This window comes from Mesorhizobium sp. M0830 (genome assembly GCF_040319965.1).
Classification (GTDB): domain Bacteria; phylum Pseudomonadota; class Alphaproteobacteria; order Rhizobiales; family Rhizobiaceae; genus Mesorhizobium.
On record NZ_JAMYOR010000001.1, the window covers coordinates 294748 to 318304 of the forward strand.

Annotated in this window: 21 protein-coding genes and 2 pseudogenes; 8 read left to right on the forward strand and 15 right to left on the reverse strand. The window is 63.3% G+C overall.

The window, feature by feature from the left end; genetic code table 11:
• Positions 1-43 precede the first annotated feature (43 nt).
• Positions 44-832, reverse strand: a complete 789-nt coding sequence (locus NKI20_RS01290; RefSeq protein ID WP_352827582.1) for an SDR family NAD(P)-dependent oxidoreductase — start codon at positions 830-832, stop codon at positions 44-46.
• 110 nt (positions 833-942) lie between these two features.
• Here NKI20_RS01290 and NKI20_RS01295 point away from each other — a divergent pair, with 110 nt between their 5' ends.
• Positions 943-1506: a TetR/AcrR family transcriptional regulator gene (locus NKI20_RS01295; protein ID WP_352827584.1), complete on the forward strand. Its 564-nt coding sequence runs from the start codon at positions 943-945 to the stop codon at positions 1504-1506.
• 262 nt (positions 1507-1768) lie between these two features.
• Here the strand turns inward: NKI20_RS01295 and NKI20_RS01300 are convergent, their stop codons facing one another.
• Together NKI20_RS01300 and NKI20_RS01305 are read right to left on the reverse strand one after the other, a co-directional pair.
• The gene (locus NKI20_RS01300) at positions 1769-3040 is read right to left on the reverse strand and encodes a serine hydrolase domain-containing protein (protein WP_352827586.1); all 1272 of its coding nucleotides are present in this window, start codon (positions 3038-3040) and stop codon (positions 1769-1771) included.
• Positions 3041-3287: 247 nt separating this feature from the next.
• Positions 3288-3523, reverse strand: a pseudogene (locus NKI20_RS01305) (patatin-like phospholipase family protein); the annotation flags it as partial.
• A 128-nt stretch (positions 3524-3651) separates the two neighbouring features.
• Between NKI20_RS01305 and NKI20_RS01310 the strand changes: the two are divergent.
• Positions 3652-3828: pseudogene (locus tag NKI20_RS01310) on the forward strand (dihydrofolate reductase family protein); the annotation flags it as partial.
• Positions 3829-3874: 46 nt separating this feature from the next.
• Complete coding sequence (locus NKI20_RS01315; RefSeq protein WP_352827587.1) at positions 3875-4189, forward strand: dihydrofolate reductase family protein; 315 nt, start codon at positions 3875-3877, stop codon at positions 4187-4189.
• A gap of 50 nt (positions 4190-4239) precedes the next feature.
• On the opposite strand, the gene NKI20_RS01320 is transcribed toward NKI20_RS01315, so the two are convergent.
• From NKI20_RS01320 to NKI20_RS01340, 5 genes are all read right to left on the reverse strand, one after another.
• A complete protein-coding gene (locus NKI20_RS01320) occupies positions 4240-5103 on the reverse strand; it encodes a patatin-like phospholipase family protein (RefSeq protein ID WP_352827589.1) in 864 nt (287 codons plus the stop codon).
• Positions 5100-6488 (reverse strand): M16 family metallopeptidase, encoded by a 1389-nt coding sequence (locus tag NKI20_RS01325; RefSeq protein ID WP_502898022.1) that lies wholly within the window; start codon positions 6486-6488, stop codon positions 5100-5102. Before NKI20_RS01325 ends, NKI20_RS01320 begins: the two co-directional genes overlap by 4 nt.
• Positions 6489-6492: 4 nt before the next feature.
• Complete coding sequence (locus tag NKI20_RS01330; protein WP_352827591.1) at positions 6493-7881, reverse strand: M16 family metallopeptidase; 1389 nt, start codon at positions 7879-7881, stop codon at positions 6493-6495.
• Positions 7882-7996: 115 nt separating this feature from the next.
• Positions 7997-8551 (reverse strand): 16S rRNA (guanine(966)-N(2))-methyltransferase RsmD, encoded by a 555-nt coding sequence (gene rsmD, locus NKI20_RS01335; RefSeq protein WP_031261126.1) that lies wholly within the window; start codon positions 8549-8551, stop codon positions 7997-7999.
• Positions 8552-8564: 13 nt separating this feature from the next.
• The gene (locus NKI20_RS01340; protein WP_352827592.1) at positions 8565-10658 is read right to left on the reverse strand and encodes a pseudouridine synthase; all 2094 of its coding nucleotides are present in this window, start codon (positions 10656-10658) and stop codon (positions 8565-8567) included.
• Positions 10659-10898: 240 nt separating this feature from the next.
• Between NKI20_RS01340 and NKI20_RS01345 the strand changes: the two genes are divergently transcribed.
• Positions 10899-11348 (forward strand): nucleoside deaminase, encoded by a 450-nt coding sequence (locus tag NKI20_RS01345; protein WP_352598928.1) that lies wholly within the window; start codon positions 10899-10901, stop codon positions 11346-11348.
• A gap of 48 nt (positions 11349-11396) precedes the next feature.
• Here the strand turns inward: NKI20_RS01345 and NKI20_RS01350 are convergent, their stop codons facing one another.
• On the reverse strand, positions 11397-12077 hold the full coding sequence (locus NKI20_RS01350) for a hypothetical protein (protein ID WP_352598930.1): 681 nt from the start codon (positions 12075-12077) through the stop codon (positions 11397-11399).
• A 212-nt stretch (positions 12078-12289) separates the two neighbouring features.
• Entirely contained in the window at positions 12290-15253 is a 2964-nt protein-coding gene (ileS, locus tag NKI20_RS01355) for an isoleucine--tRNA ligase (protein ID WP_352827594.1), read from the reverse strand.
• A gap of 59 nt (positions 15254-15312) precedes the next feature.
• Here ileS and NKI20_RS01360 point away from each other — a divergent pair, with 59 nt between their 5' ends.
• Complete coding sequence (locus tag NKI20_RS01360) at positions 15313-15582, forward strand: hypothetical protein (protein WP_352827596.1); 270 nt, start codon at positions 15313-15315, stop codon at positions 15580-15582.
• Here NKI20_RS01360 and NKI20_RS01365 read toward each other — a convergent pair.
• A complete protein-coding gene (locus NKI20_RS01365) occupies positions 15558-16364 on the reverse strand; it encodes a MipA/OmpV family protein (RefSeq protein ID WP_352827599.1) in 807 nt (268 codons plus the stop codon). The genes NKI20_RS01360 and NKI20_RS01365 overlap by 25 nt on opposite strands.
• A 193-nt stretch (positions 16365-16557) precedes the next feature.
• Between NKI20_RS01365 and NKI20_RS01370 the strand changes: the two genes are divergently transcribed.
• Positions 16558-17112: an HdeD family acid-resistance protein gene (locus NKI20_RS01370; RefSeq protein ID WP_352827601.1), complete on the forward strand. Its 555-nt coding sequence runs from the start codon at positions 16558-16560 to the stop codon at positions 17110-17112.
• Positions 17113-17229: 117 nt separating this feature from the next.
• On the opposite strand, the gene NKI20_RS01375 is transcribed toward NKI20_RS01370, so the two are convergent.
• Positions 17230-18210 (reverse strand): bifunctional riboflavin kinase/FAD synthetase, encoded by a 981-nt coding sequence (locus NKI20_RS01375; RefSeq protein ID WP_352827645.1) that lies wholly within the window; start codon positions 18208-18210, stop codon positions 17230-17232.
• A gap of 6 nt (positions 18211-18216) precedes the next feature.
• Positions 18217-19077: a TIGR01459 family HAD-type hydrolase gene (locus NKI20_RS01380; RefSeq protein ID WP_352827603.1), complete on the reverse strand. Its 861-nt coding sequence runs from the start codon at positions 19075-19077 to the stop codon at positions 18217-18219.
• A gap of 319 nt (positions 19078-19396) precedes the next feature.
• Here NKI20_RS01380 and NKI20_RS01385 point away from each other — a divergent pair, with 319 nt between their 5' ends.
• Together NKI20_RS01385 and NKI20_RS01390 are read left to right on the forward strand one after the other, a co-directional pair.
• Positions 19397-20632, forward strand: a complete 1236-nt coding sequence (locus NKI20_RS01385; protein ID WP_352827606.1) for a TadE/TadG family type IV pilus assembly protein — start codon at positions 19397-19399, stop codon at positions 20630-20632.
• Between the two features lie 162 nt (positions 20633-20794).
• Positions 20795-21427 (forward strand): LysE family translocator, encoded by a 633-nt coding sequence (locus tag NKI20_RS01390; protein ID WP_023762294.1) that lies wholly within the window; start codon positions 20795-20797, stop codon positions 21425-21427.
• A 31-nt stretch (positions 21428-21458) separates the two neighbouring features.
• On the opposite strand, the gene NKI20_RS01395 is transcribed toward NKI20_RS01390, so the two are convergent.
• Positions 21459-22325 (reverse strand): dienelactone hydrolase family protein, encoded by an 867-nt coding sequence (locus NKI20_RS01395; RefSeq protein ID WP_352827609.1) that lies wholly within the window; start codon positions 22323-22325, stop codon positions 21459-21461.
• 118 nt (positions 22326-22443) lie between these two features.
• The gene (locus tag NKI20_RS01400) at positions 22444-23271 is read right to left on the reverse strand and encodes a DUF2189 domain-containing protein (RefSeq protein ID WP_352827611.1); all 828 of its coding nucleotides are present in this window, start codon (positions 23269-23271) and stop codon (positions 22444-22446) included.
• Positions 23272-23557: the final 286 nt, after the last annotated feature.

The window sequence follows — 23557 nt, forward strand, 5'->3', positions numbered from 1 at the left end:
TCCCCGCCGCGACGAGGTCGTTATCAAATGGATTCATTGGTGCTCAGGCGACCTTGCGGTACCGCTCGGCGGGATGTTCGTTCCGATAGTTCGGAAGCATGGCCTGGCGCGCGGCCTGAAGCGCGTCCCACTGACCGGCATCGGGGAGTGGCGGGATGGTCACCGGTTCGCGGCGATCGAAGCCGACCAGCGCCGCGTCAACCAGATCGTCCACCTCCATGACGTTGGAGAGCGTGTTGATGTCGGCGCCGACGTGGCCCCAGATCTCGGTTCGCGTCGTGGCGGGTAGCACGGCTTGGACGTAGACGCCCTTCGGCTCAAGCTCGAGGCTGAGCCCCTGCGACAGAAACAGCACGAAGGCTTTGGTTGCGCCGTAGACCGTCATGCCGAACTCCGGCGCCAGCCCGACCACGGAACCGATGTTGACGATCGACCCTTCGCCGGCCTTCGCAAGTCGCGGGGCGATGGCGCTGGCAAGTCGCAGAAGCGCGGTCGTGTTGAGCGCAACGAGCCGGGCGACGTCATTGGTACTCTGCTCGATGAAGCTTCCGCCGATGGCTGTTCCGGCATTGTTGACGAGAATCCCGATGCGGGCGTCGTCGCGCAGCCTCGTCTCTATCGTTGCAAGCTCGGCAGGCTGCGTAAGATCAGCCTGGATGATGTCGATCGCAACGCCAGTCTCCTGACGGAGCCGGGCTCCCAGTGCCTCCATTCGTGCCACGTCACGGGCAACCAGCACGAGGTCGTGTCCGCGGCGGGCGAACCGTTCGGCATAGGAAGCGCCGATGCCCGTGGAGGCGCCGGTGATGAGGACTGACGGAATAGTGGTCATGGCATTGCTCTTTTCTCTGATGGAACCTATATTCATGACGATCATCATGATTGCGGCTAAATATGATGGGCATCATGTAAATGTCAACAGGGCCGACGGAGAATTTTGAAATGAAGGTCAGTCGAGAGCAGATGGCGGAGAATCGTCACCGGATATTGGATGCGGCCAGCCGACTGTTTCGCGAGAAGGGGTTCGACGCGGTCAGCGTGGCGGAAGTGATGAAAGCCGCAGGGCTCACCCATGGCGGCTTCTACGGCCATTTCAGTTCGAAGGACGACCTGATCGCGCAGACCCTTGCCCACGTCCTCGCCGCGGACTCAGGCGGAGGGGGCGATCTTCGCGCTTATTTAGGTTCCTATCTTTCGCCCCGGCATCGCGACAACTGCGCCGGCGGTTGCCCGACGGCGGGCCTTGCTGCAGCCATCCGCCATCAGACCCCGGCTGCACGCTCGGCCATGACGGAAGGCCTACGATCGCAGATCGACCGTATCGGCAAGGCGCTCCCGGAGTTGGATCCGGCAGACAGACGCCGCGCGGCGATCGGAAGCTGGGCAGCGATGGTGGGGGCAGTAATCCTCGCTCGGGCGATCGACGATCCCGCGCTCTCGGATGAAGTGCTTGAGCAGACGCATGCCTGGGTCGATGCCGGGATCAGCCAAGTGTCTGCCAGCTAGGTGGTCTGTGGCAGGAGTGCTCTTGTCGAGAGCAATGCGGCTATCGTCCGTGGTTGGGTGGCTATCTTGCAGAATATCGCACCGCAGCGTGCAATCGGCGGGATTGGCGGACCAAGAGGGTTTCGAACTTCCCTGTTGAGGCAATGAGATGGAAGAGCAACTGCCTAGAGGGTTGGGCGAAGAGCTCATCGAGCACGACGAAGCCGAGCCGGCCCGGCTTGCCAAGCGCAAGGTTGCTCCGCGCCGTTTCTGTTGACGAGTCTCAGGCCCCTGTCAACGCACCATGGACGAGTGCGCGCAGCTCTTTGCGCACCGGAATGGCGCTTGAAGGCAGCAGTTGCGTGAAGAGAATGACAACCATGTCGTCGACCGGGCTTACCCAGAAGAAGGTGCCTGCCGCCCCGCCCCAGCCATAGTCGCCGACTTGCGCCGAAATTTGTGCCTTAGCCGGATCGAGGACGACGGAGCCCAACAGACCGAACCCGACGCCGTCAAACTGGGTTTCGGCCCAAACTTCGGCTGCCATCGAGGCAAGATCTCCCGGTAGGTGATTGCACGCAGCCAATCTCAAAGTACGGGGACTGAGGATGCGTTCGCCGTTGATTTCACCTCCAGCCCGCAGCATTTCGGTGAACCGCCAATAGTCGTCGATGGTTCCGACGAGCCCGCCTCCGCCGCAGAACGTATCAACCTTGCCTTCCCGCCACTCCGAAACCTCCGGCGCTTCGTGCACTGCCATTCCGCCGGCCATAGCCTCATAGAGCGGGGGAAAACGGCTGATCTCAGACCCCGGCACAGAGAAGCCGGTGTCAGTCATGCCGAGGGGCTCGAAGATGCGAGTCGCGAAGTACTTGTCGAGCGTCATTCCGGAAACGACTTCCACGATTCGGCCGATGACATCGGACCCGGTGCTGTATTGCCATTTCGTGCCCGGCTCCCATTCCAATGGCAGCTCGGCGATCCTGCGCACCATCTTGTCGAGCCCACCGTAAGCAAGGGCGAGGCCGAGTTTTTCCTTGGCATAAGCTTCACCGAGCAGTCCGGGGTTCGTAAAAAGGCTTAGGCCAGATGTGTGGGTCAGCAGATGGTGGATCGTCATCTTCGTCTTGATGGGCACTGTCTGGTCCAGCGACGTTGCGCCCGGTATCAGAAGTTGCCTGTCTTTGAATTCCGGCAGGTAAGCTTCGACCGGATCGTCGAGATGCAGGCGCGCCTCCTCGTACAGCATCATCAGCGCGACGGCGGTGACAGGCTTGGTCATCGAGTAGATGCGGGCGATGAGGTCGCGCTGCCAAGGCCGCTTGGCTTCGACGTCGGCGTGCCCGGCGCAGTCGAAAAAGGCGAGTTCTCCATGACGCGCGATGAGCACCGCACCACCCGGCCAGCGCCCTGTGTCGGCATATCGCAGCATCCACCGCTTCAGTCGCGCCAGCCGCGCCTTGTCGAAGCCGAGATGTGCAGGATCACGAACCGGTTCGCCACCAAATTGACTCATCGCGCAAATGTCCTGTCGCAGGCGAACGCCCTTGGACAATCCTGCGCTCTCCCCGCATTATTGCCAATAGGTGACTGCTTGACCTCCAGTGAAGCTGCAGACGACGTCTGCTCTCAGGAAGCCCAAATGCGATCCCTACGGCAAACTTGCGGCGCCTTGCCGCCGTTCGGCCGTGAACTCGCCTATGGCCGCATCGGGTCAAATGCGACCGTTCCCAGCCTTTTGTTCGCTTAGGCCAGGTCCGCAAGCAGAACAGGCGTCAGGCCTTACCGGCACGCCACCATCTTCACCCGATCAGTTTTCCCGGCCTCGCTTTGACGGCGGCATCAGCCCTCGCCTCCATAGCCTTCTCCACCTGCCGTTTTAGCTCGTCCTTGATGTCAACCGTCTCATTCATCAGGGCGTCGATCTTCAGGAAATCGAGCACGCGGTATTTCGAAACCGCCGGGCGGACCAGGATGTCGGGCGGCATTGCTTCAGCTTGTTGGCGATGATCGACTGCATCATCAGCTGCGTGGCGCCGTCAGGCCGGTTGAGGTCAATGCGTGTCTTTGGCATTGGCATAAACGACAAAGCGCCGCGCTATTTTTCACGAAGCGTGTCGCAGGCAGGCCGCGCGGTTCGTCCTCTGACCAATGAAGGAGAGCGCCATGCGAAAACTTATCGTTACTGAATTCATCAGCGTCGATGGCATTGCCGAGGTCGAGAAGCTGCCCAGCGTGACCTGGAACGACGAGATGAACAGGTTCAAGGAAGAGGAGCTTGCCGACAGCGGCGCCATGCTTTTGGGGCGCACGACCTATGAGATTTTTGCCGGCTCATGGCCCAAGGAAACCGGGGATTTTGCCGACCGGTTCAACGCGCTGCCGAAATATGTCGCCCAGCCTGAAGGCGCTCGAGTGGAAGCCGGCCGAATTGCTGAAGGGCTCCCTGCCGGAAGCCGTCAGGGCGCTGAAGCAGGGCACTGGCGGCAACATCTATGTGCATGGCAGCCTGAGCGTCGCGCAGGAATTGCTGCGCCATGGCCTGGTCGACCGCGTCAGACTGCTCAGCTATCCCGGCGCCGTCGGCCAGGGCAAGCCGCTGTTTCCAGTCGGCGAGCCGATCTCGCTCGAACTGGTTTCCGCCAAGCCATTCAACAACGGCGTGGTGGCGCTGGAGTATGCGCCGGTGGCGGCGAAATCGTAAATCGGTTAGCGCTACTTTCCTTGCAGATCGAGGCGGCACAACCACCATCCTCACCCGATGAGCTTTCCCCGCCTCGCTTTGACGGCGGCATCAGCCCGCGCGTCCATAGCCTTCTCCACCTGCCGTTTTAGCTCGTCCTTGATGTCAACCGTCTCATTCATCAGGGCGTCGATCTTCAGGAAATCGAGCACGCGGTATTTCGAAACCGCCGGGCGGACCAGGATGTCGGGGCGGCATTGCTTCAGCTTGTTGGCGATGATCGACTGCATCATCAGCTGGGTGGCGCCGAATATCAGGTCGACGGTGGTCGGGTGCTTGCGGTCGAGCTCTACCGGCGCGCCGACGACGTCGACGCCGATGATGATGTCGGCATCGTTCTCGATCAGGTCGAAGGGCACGGGGTTGTAAATGCCACCGTCGATCAGCAGCCTGCCGTCGCGCATCACCGGGCGGAACACGGCGGGTATGGCCGCTGACGCCGCCAGTGCCGAGTGCAGGTCGCCATCGTCGAAGACGGCCAGCTTGTGGCCGAAATAGTCCGTCGCCGTCACCTTCAGCGGAATTTTGAGCTCGGCAAAAGTTTCGGGAATGGCTTCGGGCAGGAAGGCCTTCAGGATGCGCTCGACGTTGAACTGGCTGACGCGGACCTGCATGGCTTCGGCGATCGTGCCCGGCCTCGCCCGCCACATGCGGCTCGCCACCTGGGCGCGGCGGCCGAGGATCGCGCGGGCATAGTCGTGGATGTCCTTGCCGGTCATTCCAGCGGCCATGCCGGCGCCCATGATGGCGCCGATCGACGAGCCGGCAATCGCCACGGGCCTGATGCCCAGTTCGTCCAGCGCCTCGATGACATGAATATGCGCCAACCCGCGCGCACCGCCGCCGCCGAAGGCGATGCCGAAGGTCGGGCTCATCCCTTGCCGGCCCCTGCCAGTTTCGGGCCGATGACCATGATGGTCGGCTCTGTGGTCAGCAGCTTTTTCGCCGCCGCCTTGACCTGGTCGAGCGTCACCGCGTTGATGTAGCTCGCGCGGTGCTGCATGTAGTCGATGCCGAGACCGTCGAGCTGCAGCTCGACCAGCGTCGAGGCAATGGCACTCGACGAATCCAGGTTGTTGATGGCGTAGGCGCCGATCATATATTTCTTGGTCGCCGCCAGCTCCGCTTCGGTCGGGCCTTCATCGGCCAGTTGCTTGACCACATCGCGGACGATAGCCAGCGTCTCGGCCGCCCGGTCCGAGCGGGTCCCAGTGCTGACGATCAGCGCATTGGCGTGGTCCTGATTGATCAGCGAGGAGTTGACGCTATAGGCCAGCCCGCGCTTTTCGCGCACCTCCTGGAACAGCCGCGAGGTGAAGGTGCCGCCGCCGAGGATCTCGTTCATCAGCACGGCGGGAAAGAAATCCGCCGCCTTGCGCTTCACGCCGGGATAGGCGAGTTGCAGGGAGGTCTGGGGCAGGTCGTAGTCGACCTCGACATGCTGCGCCAGCTTGGGGTCGATATCGGCCACGGGAGCGAGCGCCTGGTTTTGCGGCAGGTCGCCAAACACCATGTCGAGCTTCTTCTTCAGCGTCTCGGGGTCGATGGCGCCGACAACGGCGACATGCAGCCCGCCGCGCGCGAACACCGCCCTATGCAGGGCTTTCAGGTCGTCCGGCGTGATGGCAGCGATGCTCTCCCTGGTGCCCTCGTCCGAGCGGGAATAGGGGTGGTCGCCGTAGAGTGCCCGCGCCCATTTGCTCTGCGCGACAGTATCGGGGTCGTTCTCGCCGGCGATGATGCCGGACAGTATCTGAGCCCGGATGCGGTCGATCGGCAACTGGTCGAAGCGCGGCTCGTTGACCGCCAGCCGCAGGAGGTCGAACGCCTCGTCGCGCTGCTCGGCCAGCATGCGCATCGAGCCGTAGGTGCCGTCGCGGCTCTCTTCGAAACTCATCTCGGCACCGGCATCGTCGAGCTTGATCTGGAAGTCTTCCGAGTCTAGCGGCCCGGCACCTTCGTCGAACAGGCCGGTCATCAGGTTGGCCAACCCTTCCTTGCCCGGCGGATCCTGCGTCGAGCCGCCGCCGAAGACGAAACGGATGGCGACGACCGGCACGGAATAGTCCTCCACCAGCCAAGCGGTGATGCCCTTTGGCGAGGTGACGGACTGGATGTCCATCGCGCGCGCCGTGAGTGCCGGCAGGATCAGGAAGACGATGGAGAGGAAGAGGGTTGCGAGGGCGGCGAGCGCTCTGCCTTCTCCCCTTGTGGGAGAAGGTAAGGGCGCGCCGGCGTGCATCGCGTTCGTTTTCGTCATCAAATCAATTCCCCGCCTGTTGCTGCGGCAAGAGATAACCGGTCGTCGACCGGGCAAGCACCAGATAGCGCGCGGCGACGGCCTTGACGTCTTGGGCGGTGACCTTGCCGATGCGATCCGGCCATTGCTGGACGTCCTGCACATTGCCGCCGGTGGCCAGCGTCGAGCCGTAGATGTTGGCCATGGAATCCTGCTTGTCGCGGGCAAAGACCATCGACCTGATATAGCGGTCCTTGGCCTTTGCCAGCTCCGATGGCGTCACGCCATCCCTGACGATGCGAGCCACCTCGGCATCGACCGCCGCCTCGATATCGACGAGCTTGGCATCGCCGCGCGGCGAGCCGTAGATGGTGAAATTGGTGTCGTCGAGCATGGTGCCCTGGAAATAGGCGCCGGCATTGGAGGCAATGCCTTGCTGGACAACCAAGGCCTGGTAGAGCCGGCTGCGGTTGCCGCCGCCGAGGATTTCCGCCAGCAGATCGAGCGCTTCCGCCTCGCCCGGCTTGCCCGAATGATAGGACGGCACCACCCATTGGGTGGAAAAGCTCGGCACGCTGACGCGGGCATCGGCGAGCGTTACCGTGCGCCTGGTGTTCTGCTCCGGTTCCACCGGGCGGATGCGCGGCGGCAAATCGGGGCCGCGCGCGACCTTGCCATAGGTCTTTTCGGCAAGCGTCCGCACCGTGTCCGGTTCGACATCGCCGGCCACGATCAGCACGGCGTTGTTGGGCCGGTAGTATTTGTCATAGAAGGCGGTGGCGTCGGTGCGGTTCAGCTGCTGCATTTCCTGCATCCAGCCGATGACCGGGATGCGATAGGGCTGGTTCTGCCACAGCGTGGCGTCGACCTCCTCGTCCAGCACGGCCTCGGGATTGTTGTCGATGCGCGAGCGGCGCTCCTCGAGGATGACGTCGCGCTCGGTTTTGATCACATCGTCGGTGAGGATGAGATTGCGCATGCGGTCGGCCTCGAAGCTCATCATCAGCTCGAGCGCCGACGGCACAACCGTCTCGTGGAAGGCCGTGTAGTCGTATGAGGTGAAGGCGTTGTTGGAGCCGCCGATGTCGGAGACGGCGCGGTCGAACTCGCCTGCCGCATGGTGGGTCGTCGCCTTGAACATCAGGTGCTCGAAGAAATGGGCAATGCCGGACTTGCCCGGCGGCTCGTCGGCGCTGCCGATCTTGTACCAGACCATATGGGTGACGATCGGCGCGCGGTGGTCGGGAATGACGACGACCTCCAAACCGTTGTCGAGCAGAAAATCCGTGACCTTGAACGTGGCTGGAATCGTATCGGGCAAGACGAGGCTCTCGGCCAGCGCCGGACCGGTCATGACGAAAGCCAGCGAGGTCGCCAGCAGAGTCCCGCGCAGCCATTCAGCTCTAGATGTCATCAATGGCTCCGATTTCCTTGGCAGACGATAGGCAGGGTATGGACCACAAGCAAAGTGAATTGTTGGCCATCTTGCCGTCAAAGGCGGCGGCAAAGAGGCCGGGCGTCAAAAGCTATCAGCCCGCCTCGATGAAGCGGATCACCGTCTCGCCGTAACTGCGCTCATCCAGCACGGAAAAGCCGGGGCCTGGCTCGAAGGGCGCCACTGCGGCCTCCTCGACCACGCACAGCGCGCCGGGACGGAGCCAGCCGCCGGCCTTGGCCGACTGCAGGGCACGCTCGCCAAGCCCCTTGCCGTAGGGCGGGTCGGCGAAGACGAGGCCGAATGGCGCAAGCGTGCCGGCCTCGCCGAGGCCGGTGGCATCACGGCGGAAGATCTTGGTACGGCCGGTCAGGCCGAACGCCTCGACATTGTCGCGGATCAGGCCACGGCCCTCGGCCGATTCCTCGATGAAGACGCCGTAGGACGCACCTCGCGACAGTGCTTCCAGCCCGAGCGCACCGGTGCCGGCGAACAGGTCGAGCACGCGTGCGCCGTCGAGTTTCTCCGCGAAGCGATGCGCCAGCACGTTGAAGACGGCCTCGCGGGTGCGATCGGTCGTCGGACGGATGGCGCTTGAGCGAGGCGTCGCCAAGGGACGCCCGCGAAACTCACCGCCGACAATTCTCATCTCGCTTTGGGCCTCATTTCGTTCTGGGACCCTTCGGGCCGCCGCGCGGCCGCTCGCCGCCGCCCGGCTCGCCTCTCGGCTTGCCGAATGGCTTTGCGCCGGCCGGTTTGCCATAGGACGGCTTGAACGACGCCTTGCGCGCCTTGGCGTCAGCGGCCTTGGCCGCATCGGCTTCAGCCCTGCCCTTGCCGATCGGCCGCGCGCCCGGCGCCATCCAGACATTGGCCTTGCGCTGGCCGGGCGGCTCGATCGGCCGCTGCTCGCGCTCGGATTTCTTGCCACCGGGCTTGCCGCCAAAAGCACCACGCGGTTTGTCGCCAAAGCCGCCGCGCGGCTTGTCGCCAAAATTGCCGCGGGGTTTGTCGCCAAAGCTGCGCTCGGGCCGCGGGCCGCGTTCGCCGAAACTCTTTTCCGGTCCGGAGCTTCTGTCGGGACTGGTCGATAGCTTGCCCAGCGCCTCGTCGCGGCTGCCTTCGCGGCGTTTGCGGTTCTTGATCAAGCCGCCCTCGCCGATCGGTCGGCGCTCGCCGTCACGGGTGAACTTTGGCCGTTCCGGCTCCGGCTCGCGGATTTCGGTGCGACGCACCGGCTTGTTGGAAAATGGCTTGGTGACCTCGGCGTCGAAATTGGCGCCGGATTCCTCGACCAGGCGCTCGCCAAGCTGGTCGCGCAGCACCCTGCCCTTAATCTCCAGCACATGGCCCTCGGCGAGGTCATCGAGCTGGAACGGACCGTAGGAGATGCGGATCAGCCGCGTCACATCAAGGCCGAGCGAGCCGAGGATGTTCCTGACCTCGCGGTTCTTGCCCTCGCGCAGGCCGATCGTCAGCCAGGCATTGGTGCCCTGCTCACGATCGAGCGTCGCTTCGATGGCGCCGTAAAAGACGCCGTCGACGGCAATACCTTCGCGCAGGCCGGCAAGCGCGCTCTCCTCGACCTTGCCGTGGACGCGCACGCGGTAGCGGCGCAGCCAGCCGGTGGCCGGCAGTTCGAGCACGCGCGAAAGGCCGCCATCATTGGTAAGCAGCAGCAGCCCTTCGGTGTTGATGTCGAGCCGGCCGATGGTCATCAGCCGCGGCAGTTCGGCGGGCAACACGTCGAAGACGGTCTTGCGGCCCTCGGGATCGCGGTTGGTGGTGACGACGCCGGCCGGCTTGTGGAACAGGAACAGCCGGGTGCGCTCGATCGGCGGAATCTCCATGCCGTCGAGATGGATGATGTCATCAGGCATGACGTTGAAGGCCGGCGACGTCAGGGCGCGGCCATTGACCTTGACGCGACCGGCGGCGATCAGTTCCTCGGCATCGCGGCGCGAGGCCAGACCGGCGCGCGCCAGCCGCTTGGCGATGCGTTCGCCTGCCTCTTCGGCAGCGTCGGCGGAACGCGGGCGCGGCCTGAAGCCGGCGCCGGATGCAGTTTGCGGCCGATCGCTGAAGTCGCGCTTGGGACGATCAGCGAAATCGCGCTTGGGGCGGTCAGCGGCGTCGCGCGGCGCGCGGTCGCCAAACTCACGCTTGGGACGGTCGAAGCGCTTTTCGCCGCCCCCTGCCGCTGCAGCCGGGCGGTCGCCACGAGGCGCATAGGGTTTGCGTGGCCCTTCGCGCTTCTCATAGGGCTTGCCTTCGGGGCGCGGGCCTTTGTGGAATGGTCTCTCGGCGCGCGGAGCGCCACGCTCACCGGCTTCGCGCGGCTTGTAGTCGCGTTTCGGCCGTTCGCCTTCAGCCGACATCGGCCGGTCGCCGCGCGGTGCATAGGGCTTGCGCGGCCCTTCGCGCTTTTCATAGGGCTTGCGCTCGCCTTCAGTCGCCATCGGACGGTCGCCGCGCGGTGCGTAGGGCTTGCGTGGTCCCTCACGCTTCTCAAAAGGCTTGCCTTCGGGACGCGGTCCTTTGCTGAATGGCCTGTCGCCGCCCTTGAAGTCGCGCTTCGGCCGCTCGCCCTCGGCGGCCATCGGCCGATCGCCGCGCGGCGCGTAGGGTTTCTTGGCGCCAAAGGACGGCTTGCCGCCCTTGCCGGCGGCGCCATCACGGCCGCGGGGTCCCGCCGCTTTCGAGCCGCTCCTGGCCGGACCCTTCTTGGGTCGGAATTTCTTGTCGTTGTCGTCCATGTGGCCTTTGTCCGTTTGCGCTGCTACAGCGTGGCGCATCCTCTCGGGCGCGCAACGAACGCTGTAGCACTTTGATTTGGCGCATGATCATTTCCGAAAATCGAGTCCGATTTTCGGGTTGATGCGCTCAATAACAGGATCATCAGAGTTTGTCAGGGAAAAGTGGAGACCGGTTTTCCGGCAAGACAAACGAAAACCAAAAGCCGGGGGTGGCGAGGAGATAATAGGAATGGACACCGCGTGAAGCGACCGGATTTCATGGCGATGGCGCTGAAAGAGGCGGAAGCGGCAGCCTTGCGCGGCGAAGTGCCGGTCGGCGCCGTCATCGCCAACGGCGGCACGGTCGTTGCCAGTGCCGGCAACCGCACCCGCGAGCTTGCCGACCCCACGGCGCATGCCGAGATGCTGGTCATCCGCGAAGCCTGCCGCAAGCTGTCAGCCGAGCGGCTGACCGGCCATGATCTCTATGTAACGCTGGAGCCATGCGCCATGTGCGCCGGCGCTATTTCCTTCGCCCGGCTGCGCCGGCTTTATTTCGGCGCCGCCGATGACAAAGGCGGCGCGGTGGTCAATGGCGTGCGCTTCTTCGCCTCGCCAACCTGCCACCACACGCCCGACATCTATCCAGGCATCGGCGAGACCGAAGCGGCCCTATTGCTCAAAGGATTTTTCCAGGAACGGCGCGGCTGAACCGGGCGCAAGGCCGGTCAACGGCAGGCAACGCGGACCGTCGGTTTTTTAGAGCGACGGCAGCCAGTCGAACCAGCCGCTGCCCTTCTTGCCCTCCGCCTCCTTCTTCAGGCGGCGTTCCTTCTTGTACTCGTCCTCGCCAAGCTCGTTCTGCGGCGCCGTGCCGGCTGCGACACGATACTGCACCGGCGGTTCGCTCAGATATTTGCGGGTGTTCGGGTCGCCCTGCTTGCTGTCGGCAAGCCGGCGCTGGATCTCGGCGGCGCGACCCTTGTCTGAATCGGCTGGGCTCCACGCCGGCGGGTGGCTCGAGCCTGAATCCGCCATTGCCTTCTTCACCGAGGCCGGGTCGGTCTGCACGTCGTCGACGATCTCCGACTGGTAAGCCGGGTCGTTCTGGTGGGCGGTGGCGTCGGCGCGCAAGCGGGCGCGGCGCTGCTCGGGCGATTCGGGCCATTCGGCGCTCGCCGTCTCGATGCTGTCCTGCGGCGCCGGCAGCGCTTCCTTCTGGCCTGGCGCCGGTTTCACCAGCGTCGGACGCGGCTTGTAGTCGATCTGCTCCTTGTGCTTCGGCGCGATCGAAAAGGCGCCGGTCAGATCGCCAGCCAGCTGTTCGCCGGCGGTCTTGTCGGTGCCATAGGTCGGAGAGCCCATGCAGCCGGACAAAGCCAGGCCCGATGCGACAAGCGGCGCCAGCAGCGCCAGGCGCGCATTATATCTCTCGGTCATGCCAAAAAGTCCCACTCTAGACAGCCCTCTCGATTGCCACCGGCGTTGTGACCGGTCCCCATCGTCCAAGCACTTGCGACTGAAATCCGGCGACAATTTGTCTTCCGAAGTTTCGCGTGTTTACCTCAACCAGTCGTTAAGGGCAACGCGCGGGCGGTTTTCGCCCGCCCGGCGTGGCATTTGTGCACCCATCAACCTGGCTGGCTGGCCTGTCAAAGCCGGCCAAGCGCCTTCAATTCGTGCAGCACCGCCGCATCGCGCGCCGAAACGTCGGGGAATTCCGGATCCTGACCGACATCCGCGGTGTAGCGCCAGGAGCGTGCGCATTTCACCAAGCTGCGGTCCTCGGCCTTTTCGACCACCACGGCGACACCCCTGACGTCGTCAAGCGTGAAGGCTCCCACAGGCGTTTGCCCATGAGCGATTACCAGATCGCTGGTGATCGCCATCTCGGCCATGTCGACATCCGATATCGCCGCTTCGAGTGCCGCATCGTTGATGGTGACGACCGGCACCGCTTCCAGCGACGACCCAATCACCTTCTGGGCGCGCGCGATCTCCAGCGCGCCGGTGACGACGCGTCGCACCTGCCGCACCTTGCGCCACTTTTCGGCCAGCGCCTCGTTCTTCCAGTCCGCCGGGATTTGCGGGAACTGGTCGAGATGCAGCGAGACGGCGTCAGGATGACGGTCAAGCCAGGCCTCTTCCATGGTGAAGGGCAGCATCGGAGCCAGCCATTTCGCCAGACAGTCGAAGAGATGGCGCACCACTTGCACCGAAGCCTTGCGCTTCACGCTCGAGGGCGCGTCGCAGTAGAGCGCGTCCTTGCGGATGTCGAAGTAGAAGGCCGACAGCTCGACCACCATGAAATCGAGCAGCATACGGGTGATGCGCTTGAATTCGAAAGCGTCGTAGCCCGCGCGCACGACCTCATCGAGTTCGGCAAGCCGGTGCAGCATCAGCCGCTCCAGCTCCGGCATTTTCTCCAGCGGCACCTCCTCGCCATCGTCATGGGCAAGCGTGCCCAGCATCCAGCGGATGGTGTTGCGCAGCTTGCGGTAGGCGTCGATGTTGGTCTGCAGCACATTCTTGCCGAGGCGCTGATCCTCCCAATAGTCCGTCGTCACCACCCACAAGCGCAGGATGTCGGCGCCCGACTGCTTGATGACGTCCTGCGGCACCACGGTGTTGCCAAGCGACTTCGACATCTTGCGGCCGTCCTCGTCCATGGTGAAGCCATGGGTGACGACGGTTTCGTAAGGCGCCCTGCCCCTGGTGCCGCAGCTTTCCAGCAGCGAGGAGTGGAACCAGCCACGATGCTGATCGGAGCCTTCGAGATAGACGTCGGCCGGCCATTTCAGATCCGGACGATCCTCCAGCGTGAAGGCGTGGGTCGAGCCCGAATCGAACCAGACGTCCAGGATGTCCATCACCTGCTTCCACCTGGACGCATCGTGATTGCCGAGGAAGCGTTCCCTGGCGCCGGCGGCGAACCAGGCGTCGGCACCCTCCTTCTCGAATGCGTCCATGATGCGCTGGTTGACCGCCTCGTCCTTCAGCACATTGCCGTCGGCATCTGCGAAGACGGCGATCGGCACGCCCCAGGCGCGCTGGCGCGACAGCACCCAGTCGGGACGTTCCTCGATCATTGCGCGGATGCGGTTCTGGCCGGCGGCGGGCACGAAACGGGTGTCGTCGATCGCTTTCAGCGCACGGCTGCGCAGCGTCGAGCCGTCGCCGAGATCCTTGTCCATATAGACGAACCATTGCGGCGTGTTGCGGAAGATGATCGGCTTCTTCGACCGCCAGGAATGCGGGTAGGAGTGTTTCAGCCGGCCGCGCGCGAACAGCGCGTTGCGCTTGATCAGCTCGTCGATGACGGCCTGGTTGGCGTTGCCCTTCTTGCCGTTGTCGTCAATGACGCGCGCCGGTCCACCCTCGCGGTCCGGTCCGAAACCCGGCGCGTCCTTGGTGAAGAAGCCGCCGTCGTCGACGGCGAACGGGATGGCGCTGTCGATGCCGCGTGCGCGCAAATCCACCGCCGCATCCATCCAGGCGTCAAAGTCCTCGCGACCGTGACCGGGCGCGGTGTGGACGAAGCCGGTGCCGGCGTCGTCGGTGACATGGTCGCCGGCGAGCATCGGCACGGCGAATTCGTAGCCGCCGCCAAGCCCCTTGAACGGATGTGAAAGCGTAAGGCTTCCAAGCTCTTGCGCCGAAACGCTGCGAAGTCGATCCAGGGTGACCTTGGCCTTGGCCGAGGAGTCTTCGGCCAATGCATCGGCGAAAATCAGCTTTTCACCCGGCTGCGGGCCGAACGCGTTCTCGGCCGCCGTTACCTCGTAGAGGCCGTAGCTGATGCGCGGCGAATAGTTGACTGCCCGGTTGCCTGGGATCGTCCACGGCGTCGTCGTCCAGATGACGACATGGGCCTGCAGCAGATCGAGCGCTCCTTCCGTCAGTTTGGTCTCACCCCCTTCGATTGGACGGACGAGGCTGGCGACCGGAAACTTCACCCAGATCGTGTCGGACTCATAGTCCTGGTACTCGACCTCGGCTTCGGCCAGCGCCGTGCGTTCGACCACGCTCCACATCACGGGCTTCGAGCCGCGATAGAGCTGGCCCGACATGGCGAACTTCAACAGCTCGCCGGCAATGCGCGCCTCGGCATGGAATGCCATCGTCGTATAGGGATTCTTGAAGTCGCCGATGACGCCGAGCCGCTGGAACTCACCGCCCTGCACCGAAATCCAATGCGCGGCGAATTCACGGCATTCCTTGCGAAATTCGTTGACCGGCACCTCGTCCTTGTTCTTGCCCTTGGCGCGATACTGCTCCTCTATCTTCCATTCGATCGGAAGGCCGTGGCAATCCCAGCCGGGCACATAGTTCGAGTCATAGCCGCGCATCTGGAACGAGCGGGTGATGACGTCCTTGAGGATCTTGTTCAGCGCGTGGCCGATATGGATGTTGCCGTTGGCGTAGGGCGGGCCGTCATGCAGCACGTATTTCGTGCGGCCGGCCGCGCTCTCGCGCAGCTTGCGGTAGAGGTCCATATCCTGCCAGCGCTTGACCAGCAGCGGCTCCTTATCCGGCAGGCCGGCGCGCATCGGGAAATCCGTTTGCGGCAGATAAAGCGTCTTGGAATAATCGATCGTTTCTTTGGTGTCGGTCATCGCTGCATCGGTCATTGGTCTGCCATGTGCATTTGCCCGGAGGCTAAGCAGCTCGGGCGTTGAACTTTACTTTTACGCATGTCGGTTTCCCAAAACCGGGGCCACTTTTGGGCGACATGCCTGATGATCTGGAAAAAGCGCGAGAGGGCGCACGCCAAAATCCCGGCGGTTCCGGCGGCGCTCAGGCCACCCGGAACACCGGGCTCATAATTCGTATCGTCAGCCTGCAAAGGCGCGAAAAGCTCGTCATGCCCCGGCTTTTAGCGGAGATGAGCGCAGGAATAAAGCGTCTCGTTCGATTCACCTACATCGTGAAATCGAAGCGATAGGTGGTCGACACGCCGATCATGAACTGATTGCGGTCGCCGCGTTGCTTGACCAGGCTGGAATCGGCGGCCGGTCCCATCAAGCGCGAATATTCGCCAAACAGGCTGGCGGTCATCGGCTCGGTCACCTTCCAGGTTATTGCGCCGCCGAGGCCGGTCGATTTCAGGCCGCCACCGGGGTGATATTCGCTAAGGCCCGAGGCCACGGCTTCCTGCGCATTGACGCCATAATAGGCGTCGAAATAGTTGGCCGAGGCGAAGGAAACGCGCGGTCCGCCCGAAATCCTGAGGGTTGGCGTCACATCGTAGAAGGCGTCGGCAGCGATGTCGGCGACAAAGCCGTTGTGAGCGCGAATGCCGTGGCGAAGCTCGGCGCGGGCACGCAGCCAATCGGTCGGATAGAATTCGAAGAAGCCGCCAACCTCGCCGCCCCAGCGCACCGGATCGAGGCCCTTCAGTTCATCGGCGTTGCCGTCGTCACGGGAAAACAGGAACTTGCCGGTCAGGCCGGCACGGACACTGCCATCGTCGACCAGCGCCAGCGAGATGTTGTCGTTGCGCGAGGTGAAACGTGCCGCCGGTCCGGCCTTACCCAACGATATGATCGGAGAAGCGCTGAGCAGGTACTTCTTGCCGCCCTCGAAGTTCGGCGCCACCATGCCCGTGGCGCCAACTGTCAGATACCAGTCACCGGACAACCAGCTGCCCTCGCCCGCATTGGCAGCGCCCGCCCAACCGAGCAGCGCTGCGGCCAACACCAGAGAGATTTTTCCGACCGGACTCATGGCCACTCCACTAACACGACGCCCACGGCTACCGATGACAGCTTTGACGGCCGTTTGGTAAAATTTGATTTAAGCCCGAGACATCCGCACGCGGTTTGCGACGATCCCTCACTGCCGGCCATCGACTGGACGCTGACCGGCGCCAGGACTAACGTCCGGCAGCATCCCGCAGCCCTTGGTAGAGACCGCGACAATGACCCTGAATGGCGACGCCTTGAAAATCGCGATCGAACAGACCCGGACAAAATGGGGGTGGTTTGTCGCGCTCGGCGTGCTGCTGCTCATCTTCGGCGGCATTGCATTCGGCAATCTGTTCATCGCCACGGTGGCTTCGGTCTATGTCGTGGGATGGCTGATGCTGGTGGCGGGCGTCATCGAGATCGTGCATGCGTTCGGGGTCAAGACGTGGGGCCGCTTCTTCTACTGGCTGCTCAGCGGATTGCTCTATGCCATCGCAGGCTTCTTCGCTTTCAACAATCCGCTGCTTGCCTCGGCGGTGCTGACGTTCCTGCTGGCGATCGCGCTGGTCGCGTCAGGCGTGCTCAGGGCATGGGTCGGCTACAGCCACCGGCCGCAACGCGGCTGGGGCTGGGTCGTCGCGGCCGGTGTCATCAGTGCACTTGCCGGCCTGATCATCGCCATGGGCTGGCCGGTCAACAGCCTGTGGGTGCTCGGGCTCTTCCTGGCGATCGACCTGATCTTCCAAGGCTGGACCTTCATTGCCGTCGGTTTGGCGCTGAAAAGGTAGTGTCCGGTTTGCGCATGATCTGGTCCGAAAACCGGTTCCCACTTTTCGGGATCATGCTTGATCCCGTTTGCGCATGATCTGGTCCGAAAACCGGTTCCCACTTTTCGGGATCATGCTTCAAAAGGCTATAGCGGCGTCAAGGTCGGAGAGCGGTTTGACGCCGGCAAGCAGCGTGCGCGCCTCGGCTTCATCGCGCTTCATCTGCGTGACCAGCGCGTCGAGCCCTTCGAACTTCACCTCGGGGCGCAGGAACCCGAAGAAGGAAACCCGGCAGATCTCGCCATAGAGATCCCCGGAGAAATCAAAGACGAAGGTTTCCAGCAGCGGCGCACCGTTGTCGTCGACCGTCGGGCGACGGCCGAAGCTGGCGACACCGTCGTGAAGCGTGCCGTTAGCGCGGCGAAAGCTGACGGCATAGATACCCTCCTTCAGGGCGGCTTCGGCCGACAGCCTCATATTCGCGGTCGGAAAGCCAAGTGTGCGGCCGAGTTGCTGGCCGCCGACCACCTCGCTTTCGACGGTGAAGCGATAGCCGAGCAGTCCGGCGGCCTCGGCCACCTCGCCCTCGCTCAGCAGCTCGCGGATGCGGCTGGACGAGATCACCTCGGCGCCCTCGTCACGGAAGGCGTCGACGAGCGTTACGCCGAAGCCGTGACGCTCGCCGGCTGCCATCAGGTAGGCCGGACCGCCTTGACGATCCTTGCCGAAATGGAAATCGAACCCGGTCACGGCGTGGGTTATGCCAAGGTTCTTTTCCAGCACATCGGTCACGAATGCTTCCGCCGACAGCGAGGCGAAGTCGCGTGTGAACGGCTGTTCGACGAGCGCGGCAAAACCCAGCAGGGACAGGAGCCGCGCCTTCATCGGCGGCGGCGTCAGCACGAACAACGGTATATCGGGCCTGAAAATCTTGCGCGGATGCGGCTCAAATGTCAGCACCAGGGCCGGCACCCCGCGCCGCCCGGCTTCAGCCAATGCCCGCTCGAGCACCGCCTGATGACCGCGATGGACGCCATCGAAATTGCCGATCGCCACCACGCCGCCGCGCAGGTCGGCGGGCAGCGGTGCGGTTGCGAGAATGTGTTGGAAAGCTGCCATCATCATCTACCGCAGTCTGGGAATGACGGCCACCGGACGATAACCATGCTTTTCCAGGAAGGCAGCCAGCCTTGCCGGATCCGGTTGCAGTGCATCGCCGTAGTCGCGGGCATGGATACCGCCGGAGACATAGAGAACGTCGAAGCCATTGTCGGCAGCGCCCTTCACATCCGTCATCATGCCGTCGCCTATGGCCAGCACCTGGCCGCGCTCGACCGGCCGGCCGAGAAGCTCCACAACCTCCTTCATGGCGAGGTTGTAGATCGGCGCATAGGGTTTTCCGGCGATCAATGTGCGGCCGCCGAGTTGGGCATAATCGCGTGCCAGCGCGCCGGCACACCAGATGAGGCGTTCGCCACGCTCGACCACGATGTCGGGATTTGCACAGATGAAGGGCAGGTTCCTGGCGCGCAGCCGCCGCAGAAGCTCGGTGTAATCCTCGGGCTTCTCGACCTCGTCATCGAATAGACCGGTGCAGACGACGCCGGACGCCTCGAATTCCTCGACAAGTTCGACGTCGAGACCTTCATAGAGGGTGAAGTCACGGTCGGCGCCGATATGGAAAATCTTGCGCGGGCCCTCGGCGATCAAATCTCGGGTCACGTCGCCGGACGTGACCACCCGGTCGTAGGCTGATAGTGGAACGCCGATAGCGTTCATCTGCGCCACGACATCGGCACTTCTGCGCGGCGAATTGGTGATCAGGACGACGGGGATTTCTACCTCTCGAGCCCTCGCAAGCGCCGAGGCCGCCACCGGGAAATGGCTCTCGCCATTGTGGACCACGCCCCAGACATCGCACAGGATTGCCGAATAGGTCTTCGACACGTCTTCGAGCGAGCCGATGATTTCAGGCGAATCCGCCATGCCATTTCCTTCAGTCATGATCACCACGAGCACCACGGCCGACGGTTCGCCGCAGCCGGTTCGGATTAGCCGAACCGCCCCGGCCTGTCACCCGCTTTCAGCGTGGCCGCGGGAGCGGTAGCGGATGCCTCGCACAAAGGAGCGCGGCGCCAATGTTTTCGCCGCTTCAGAGAGTTGTCATAACGGCGCATTATTGCGCCGTCGGAGCCGGCATGGTTAACGAACCATCAAAAAGCTGGCCGGCCTTTGAGACATCCAGCAACATGAAATTTAGCATTTTGTCAGCATTGTCATGCCGAAAACTGGCTTCTGGGCAGGGATGCTGAAGGCGATGATCCTCAGATTCGCGCGCGACAGGCGCGGCAACTTTGCCTTGGCGACCGCCATAGCGATGCTGCCGATAATGATCAGCGTGGCCGGCATCATGGATCTGGTGGGCACGAGCGACGACGCCGCGCAATTGCAGAACTCACTGGACGCGGCTGGGCTCGCAGTCGGCACGAAGTACTCGCCCGGCATGACGGCAAGTAATGTCCGGGCGCTCGGGCTGACATTTTTCTCGGCCAACATGAGCACCGCCGACCAGCAAGAATATTCGGGCAGCGTCTCCAACTTTTCGGCGGCAGCCAGCGGGGACGCGAGCGCCTACTACATTTCGGTTTCCTCCAGCATCAGCCGAGCAAGCTTTATCCGCGGCGCGCCGTCCTGGCCGGCTCACCGCTCCGCCTCGGTCAAACTGGAACCCGGCGCGCAAGCCTGCGTGCTGGCGCTCGATCCGCAGGCATCGGCCGCCGTGAGCCTGCAGGGCTCGACCAATGTCTCGATGACCAACTGCGTGATTGCGGCAAACTCCGATGCGTCCGATGCTGTGAACAGAGGCGGTTCCGCGCTGGTTTCAGCGGGCTGCGTCTCGACCGTCGGCGGCACTTCCGGCCTTTCGTTACCCAACGCCAATCTCACCTGTGGAACGCCGCTCGAACATCAATATGCGTCGTTTGATCCTTTGGCCGACGTCGTCCCTCCTCCCTTCACATTGTGTCTGCCGGTCCCGAACGGGAACGGCAAGACCTACAGGCTGTCACCCGGCACCTATTGCGACAAAACATTGTCGGGAAACATCACACTTGATCCGGGCGTCTACATCCTGCGCGGCACCGCCATCAAGCCCGGAGGCAACGGTAGCCTGACCGGCCAGGGCGTGACTATATTCCTCATGGAGGGCGCACAGATCTACATAAACGCCAATGAGCAGGTGAACCTTTCCCCGCCGACCAGCGGCCCTTACGCCGGCATCACCATTTTCGAGGATCGCGGGAACACGTCCGCCCTGACGCTGAATGGCGGCGCAAATTCCGTGATCAGCGGTTTCATCTATGCGCCTGACGCTCCCATTTCCTACGCCGGCAACTCGGATATGAGCGGCCAAGGCGACTGCCTGAGGCTTGTTGGCAAGACCGTGCAGATGACGGGAAACTCATCCGTCAGAACGGATTGCACGGCCGCTCTTGGAAATCGCGAGATGTATGCCAGCCGCCGCATTACTCTCGTGAAATGAGAGACGCCTCCGAACGTTTGAGCGACATCGTCGGCTGATCCAGAGGCATCGGCAACCAACTGGCGCAACGGCTGGCGCAACCCTGCTCTTGCGCGCGCCTGCCGGGACAGGCACATCTCAACGGCTCGCGGGATCATGTACCCACGGCAGGGGAACGAACCGATGCCCGAAACCGCCAATCATCTCGCCTTCGCGCTGGTCTGCCTCGGCATGGTGCTGACGCCGGGCCCCAACATGATCTATCTGATCTCGCGTTCCCTGTCGCAAGGGCCGAAGGCCGGGCTGATCTCGCTCGGTGGCGTGGCGCTCGGCTTTCTCTTCTATGTGCTGGCGGCGGCCTTCGGCATCACCGCACTGCTGCTCGCCGTGCCCTATGCCTATGACGCGCTGCGCTTTGCCGGTGTGCTCTATCTCCTTTGGCTTGCCTGGCAGGCGGTGAAGCCGGGCGGGCGTTCGCCATTCCAGGTGCGCGAACTGCCAAGGGATAGGCCGCGCAAGCTGTTCGCGATGGGCCTGATGACCAACCTGCTCAATCCGAAGGTGGCCGTGCTGTATCTGTCGCTGCTGCCGCAGTTCATCAGCCCGGGCAAAGGCCATGTCCTGTCGCAGCTTCTGGTGCTGGGCGCCACGCAGATCACGATCAGCCTCACCGTCAATGCCATCATCGCGGTGACGGCCGGTTCGATCGCCACCTTCCTCTCCGGACGGCCCTTGTGGCTGGTCATCCAGCGCTGGATGATGGGCACCGTGCTGGCGGCACTGGCGCTGAAGATGGCAACCGACGCGCAGCGCTGAGAGCGACAGGGCAAAACGGTGGTCCCGGCTGTCAGCCGCCGAAGACTTCTTTCAGAAACGCACGGACATCGCTTGTCGATTGATCGGCCGCAGCTGCATTGTACTCTACCCGGTGACCGTAGGCCTCGATACCGTTCTTGAATTCCGGAGCGTCAAATGCATGACGAGCACCTGGGTAGACGTTGAGCTGCACGGAGCTTCCCTTGCCGCTGCGCTGCTTCATCATCGCCCGGCATTCTTGGGCAGGGCTAAAATCGTCAAGTTCACCGGCCAGAATCAAGGTCGGGACCGCCATGTCGCCATTCGCTAGCGAACATCGCGGATAGTAGGCAATCGCTGCCTTGAACTTGCGCTCCATAAGCTGCTCGGCGCCACCAAGCTGCACGGCCTCGAGCGTTGCGATCCCGCCGGCGGAGAACCCCATCAACGCTATGCGCTGCGGGTCGACGAAACTGTATTTCGATAGGAACTCCAAGGCGCCGTAGGCGTCATAGACCCGATCAGCAAGCAGGCTGCGATCACACGTCTCGTGAATGCCGCGCGTGCTGAAACTGTCGACAACGAGGACGACATAACCCCAGGAGGACAGCCGCTCGGGCCAGGTTTGCTTGTCATTCGAGAGCACACCTGCACACCCATGGAGAAGTACGATCGCAGGAAACGGCCCCTCACCCAGCGGTCGCGTTAGATACCCGTTCAATGGTGTGCCGGAAACAGCTTTGATCACTTGCCCGTTTTGTTGCGCATTGCGCTCCTGAAACGGCGTTGGCTTCAAAGTTGCGCTTTCAAATTGCACCGGCTGGTCAGCGCTTGCGGGGGCGGCATCGAGATAGCCAACAATGCCAAAGCAGGCCAGCCAAACAAGTTTTCTGAGCAATCCCCGCAGTTTGCGCGCCATGGGTAGATCTCAGTCAGTTGGCCATCGAGATCACCTGACAAACCAAACATATCGGGGTCTGTACAGGCGCTCTTTGTCAGGCGCTCCGGGGGTGCTCATCGGCAACGAGGCGGCTTGCCTACATCGGCCGCCTTGTCTGCTCCGCCCGCTCCGGCTCGACCACCTTGCGGTAGAGGTGCCAGGTGGCATGACCAAGGATCGGCATGACTACGGCCAGTCCGGCGAACAGCGGGATGGAGCCGATCACCAGAAGCACGGCAACCGTCAAGCCCCACAGCGCCATCTGCAGCGGATTGGTCATGACCGCCCGCGCTGAGGTCTCGATGGCCGAAACGGCGCCGACATCGCGGTCGAGCAGCAGCGGGAAGGCAATCACGGTGGTGGCCAGCACGACCGCGGCGAAGACAAAACCCGCAGCGTTGCCGGCAAGGATCAGCGTCCAGCCCTTGCTGGTCGTCAGCACCTCGCGGACGAAGTCTCCGATCGAGGACGGGGGCCGATCGCCAAACAGGCCAGTGTAGATCGACTGGGCGGTGTACAGCCACAATAGGAACAGCGCGACCAGCATCACCCCGATCACCACGATCGACGGAATCGCTGGCGAGCGGCGCACGTCAAGGGCATGCCACCAGGAGGTGTCCATGCCGAGCTCGCGCCGGCGGCTGATCTCGTAAAGGCCGATCGCGGCAAACGGCCCAACCAGCGCGAAACCCGACATCAGGGGGTAGATGAGCTGGATGGCATTGGCGCCAGACGACGTCCACCGCGTCAGGATCAGGCCGACGATGGGATAGATCAGGCACAGGAACACGTAATGCGACGGCTTTGCCCAGAAATCCTCGGCGCCGAGGCGCAGTGCATCCCAAAGGTCCGACGTGGTAATGCGCCGCACTGCTGGCTGCACATGCATTCCACGTGCGTCCGCCATGACATGAAAGCCGGCCATAACCTTCCTCCCGTATGTCGGGGCGGTCACCGCCAGGATGGCCGCCCGGAGCTGCCACTTTTCGTTCAAGCGCTATTCTAGTCGATTTAGCGCCGCTTGTCGCCAAGTCCATGGATCGGGTTGGGTTGATTCCGGTTCTCTCCCCGAATCGGTAACCGGCATTGCAGTCGCGGGGGGGGGGGGGGGGGGGGGGGGGGGGCGGGGGGGGGGGGGGGGGGCGCGGGGTGGGGCGGGCAGCGCGGCCGCAGACGCAGGCGAGGCGCCGCCGACGCGCGCCCCGGGCGGC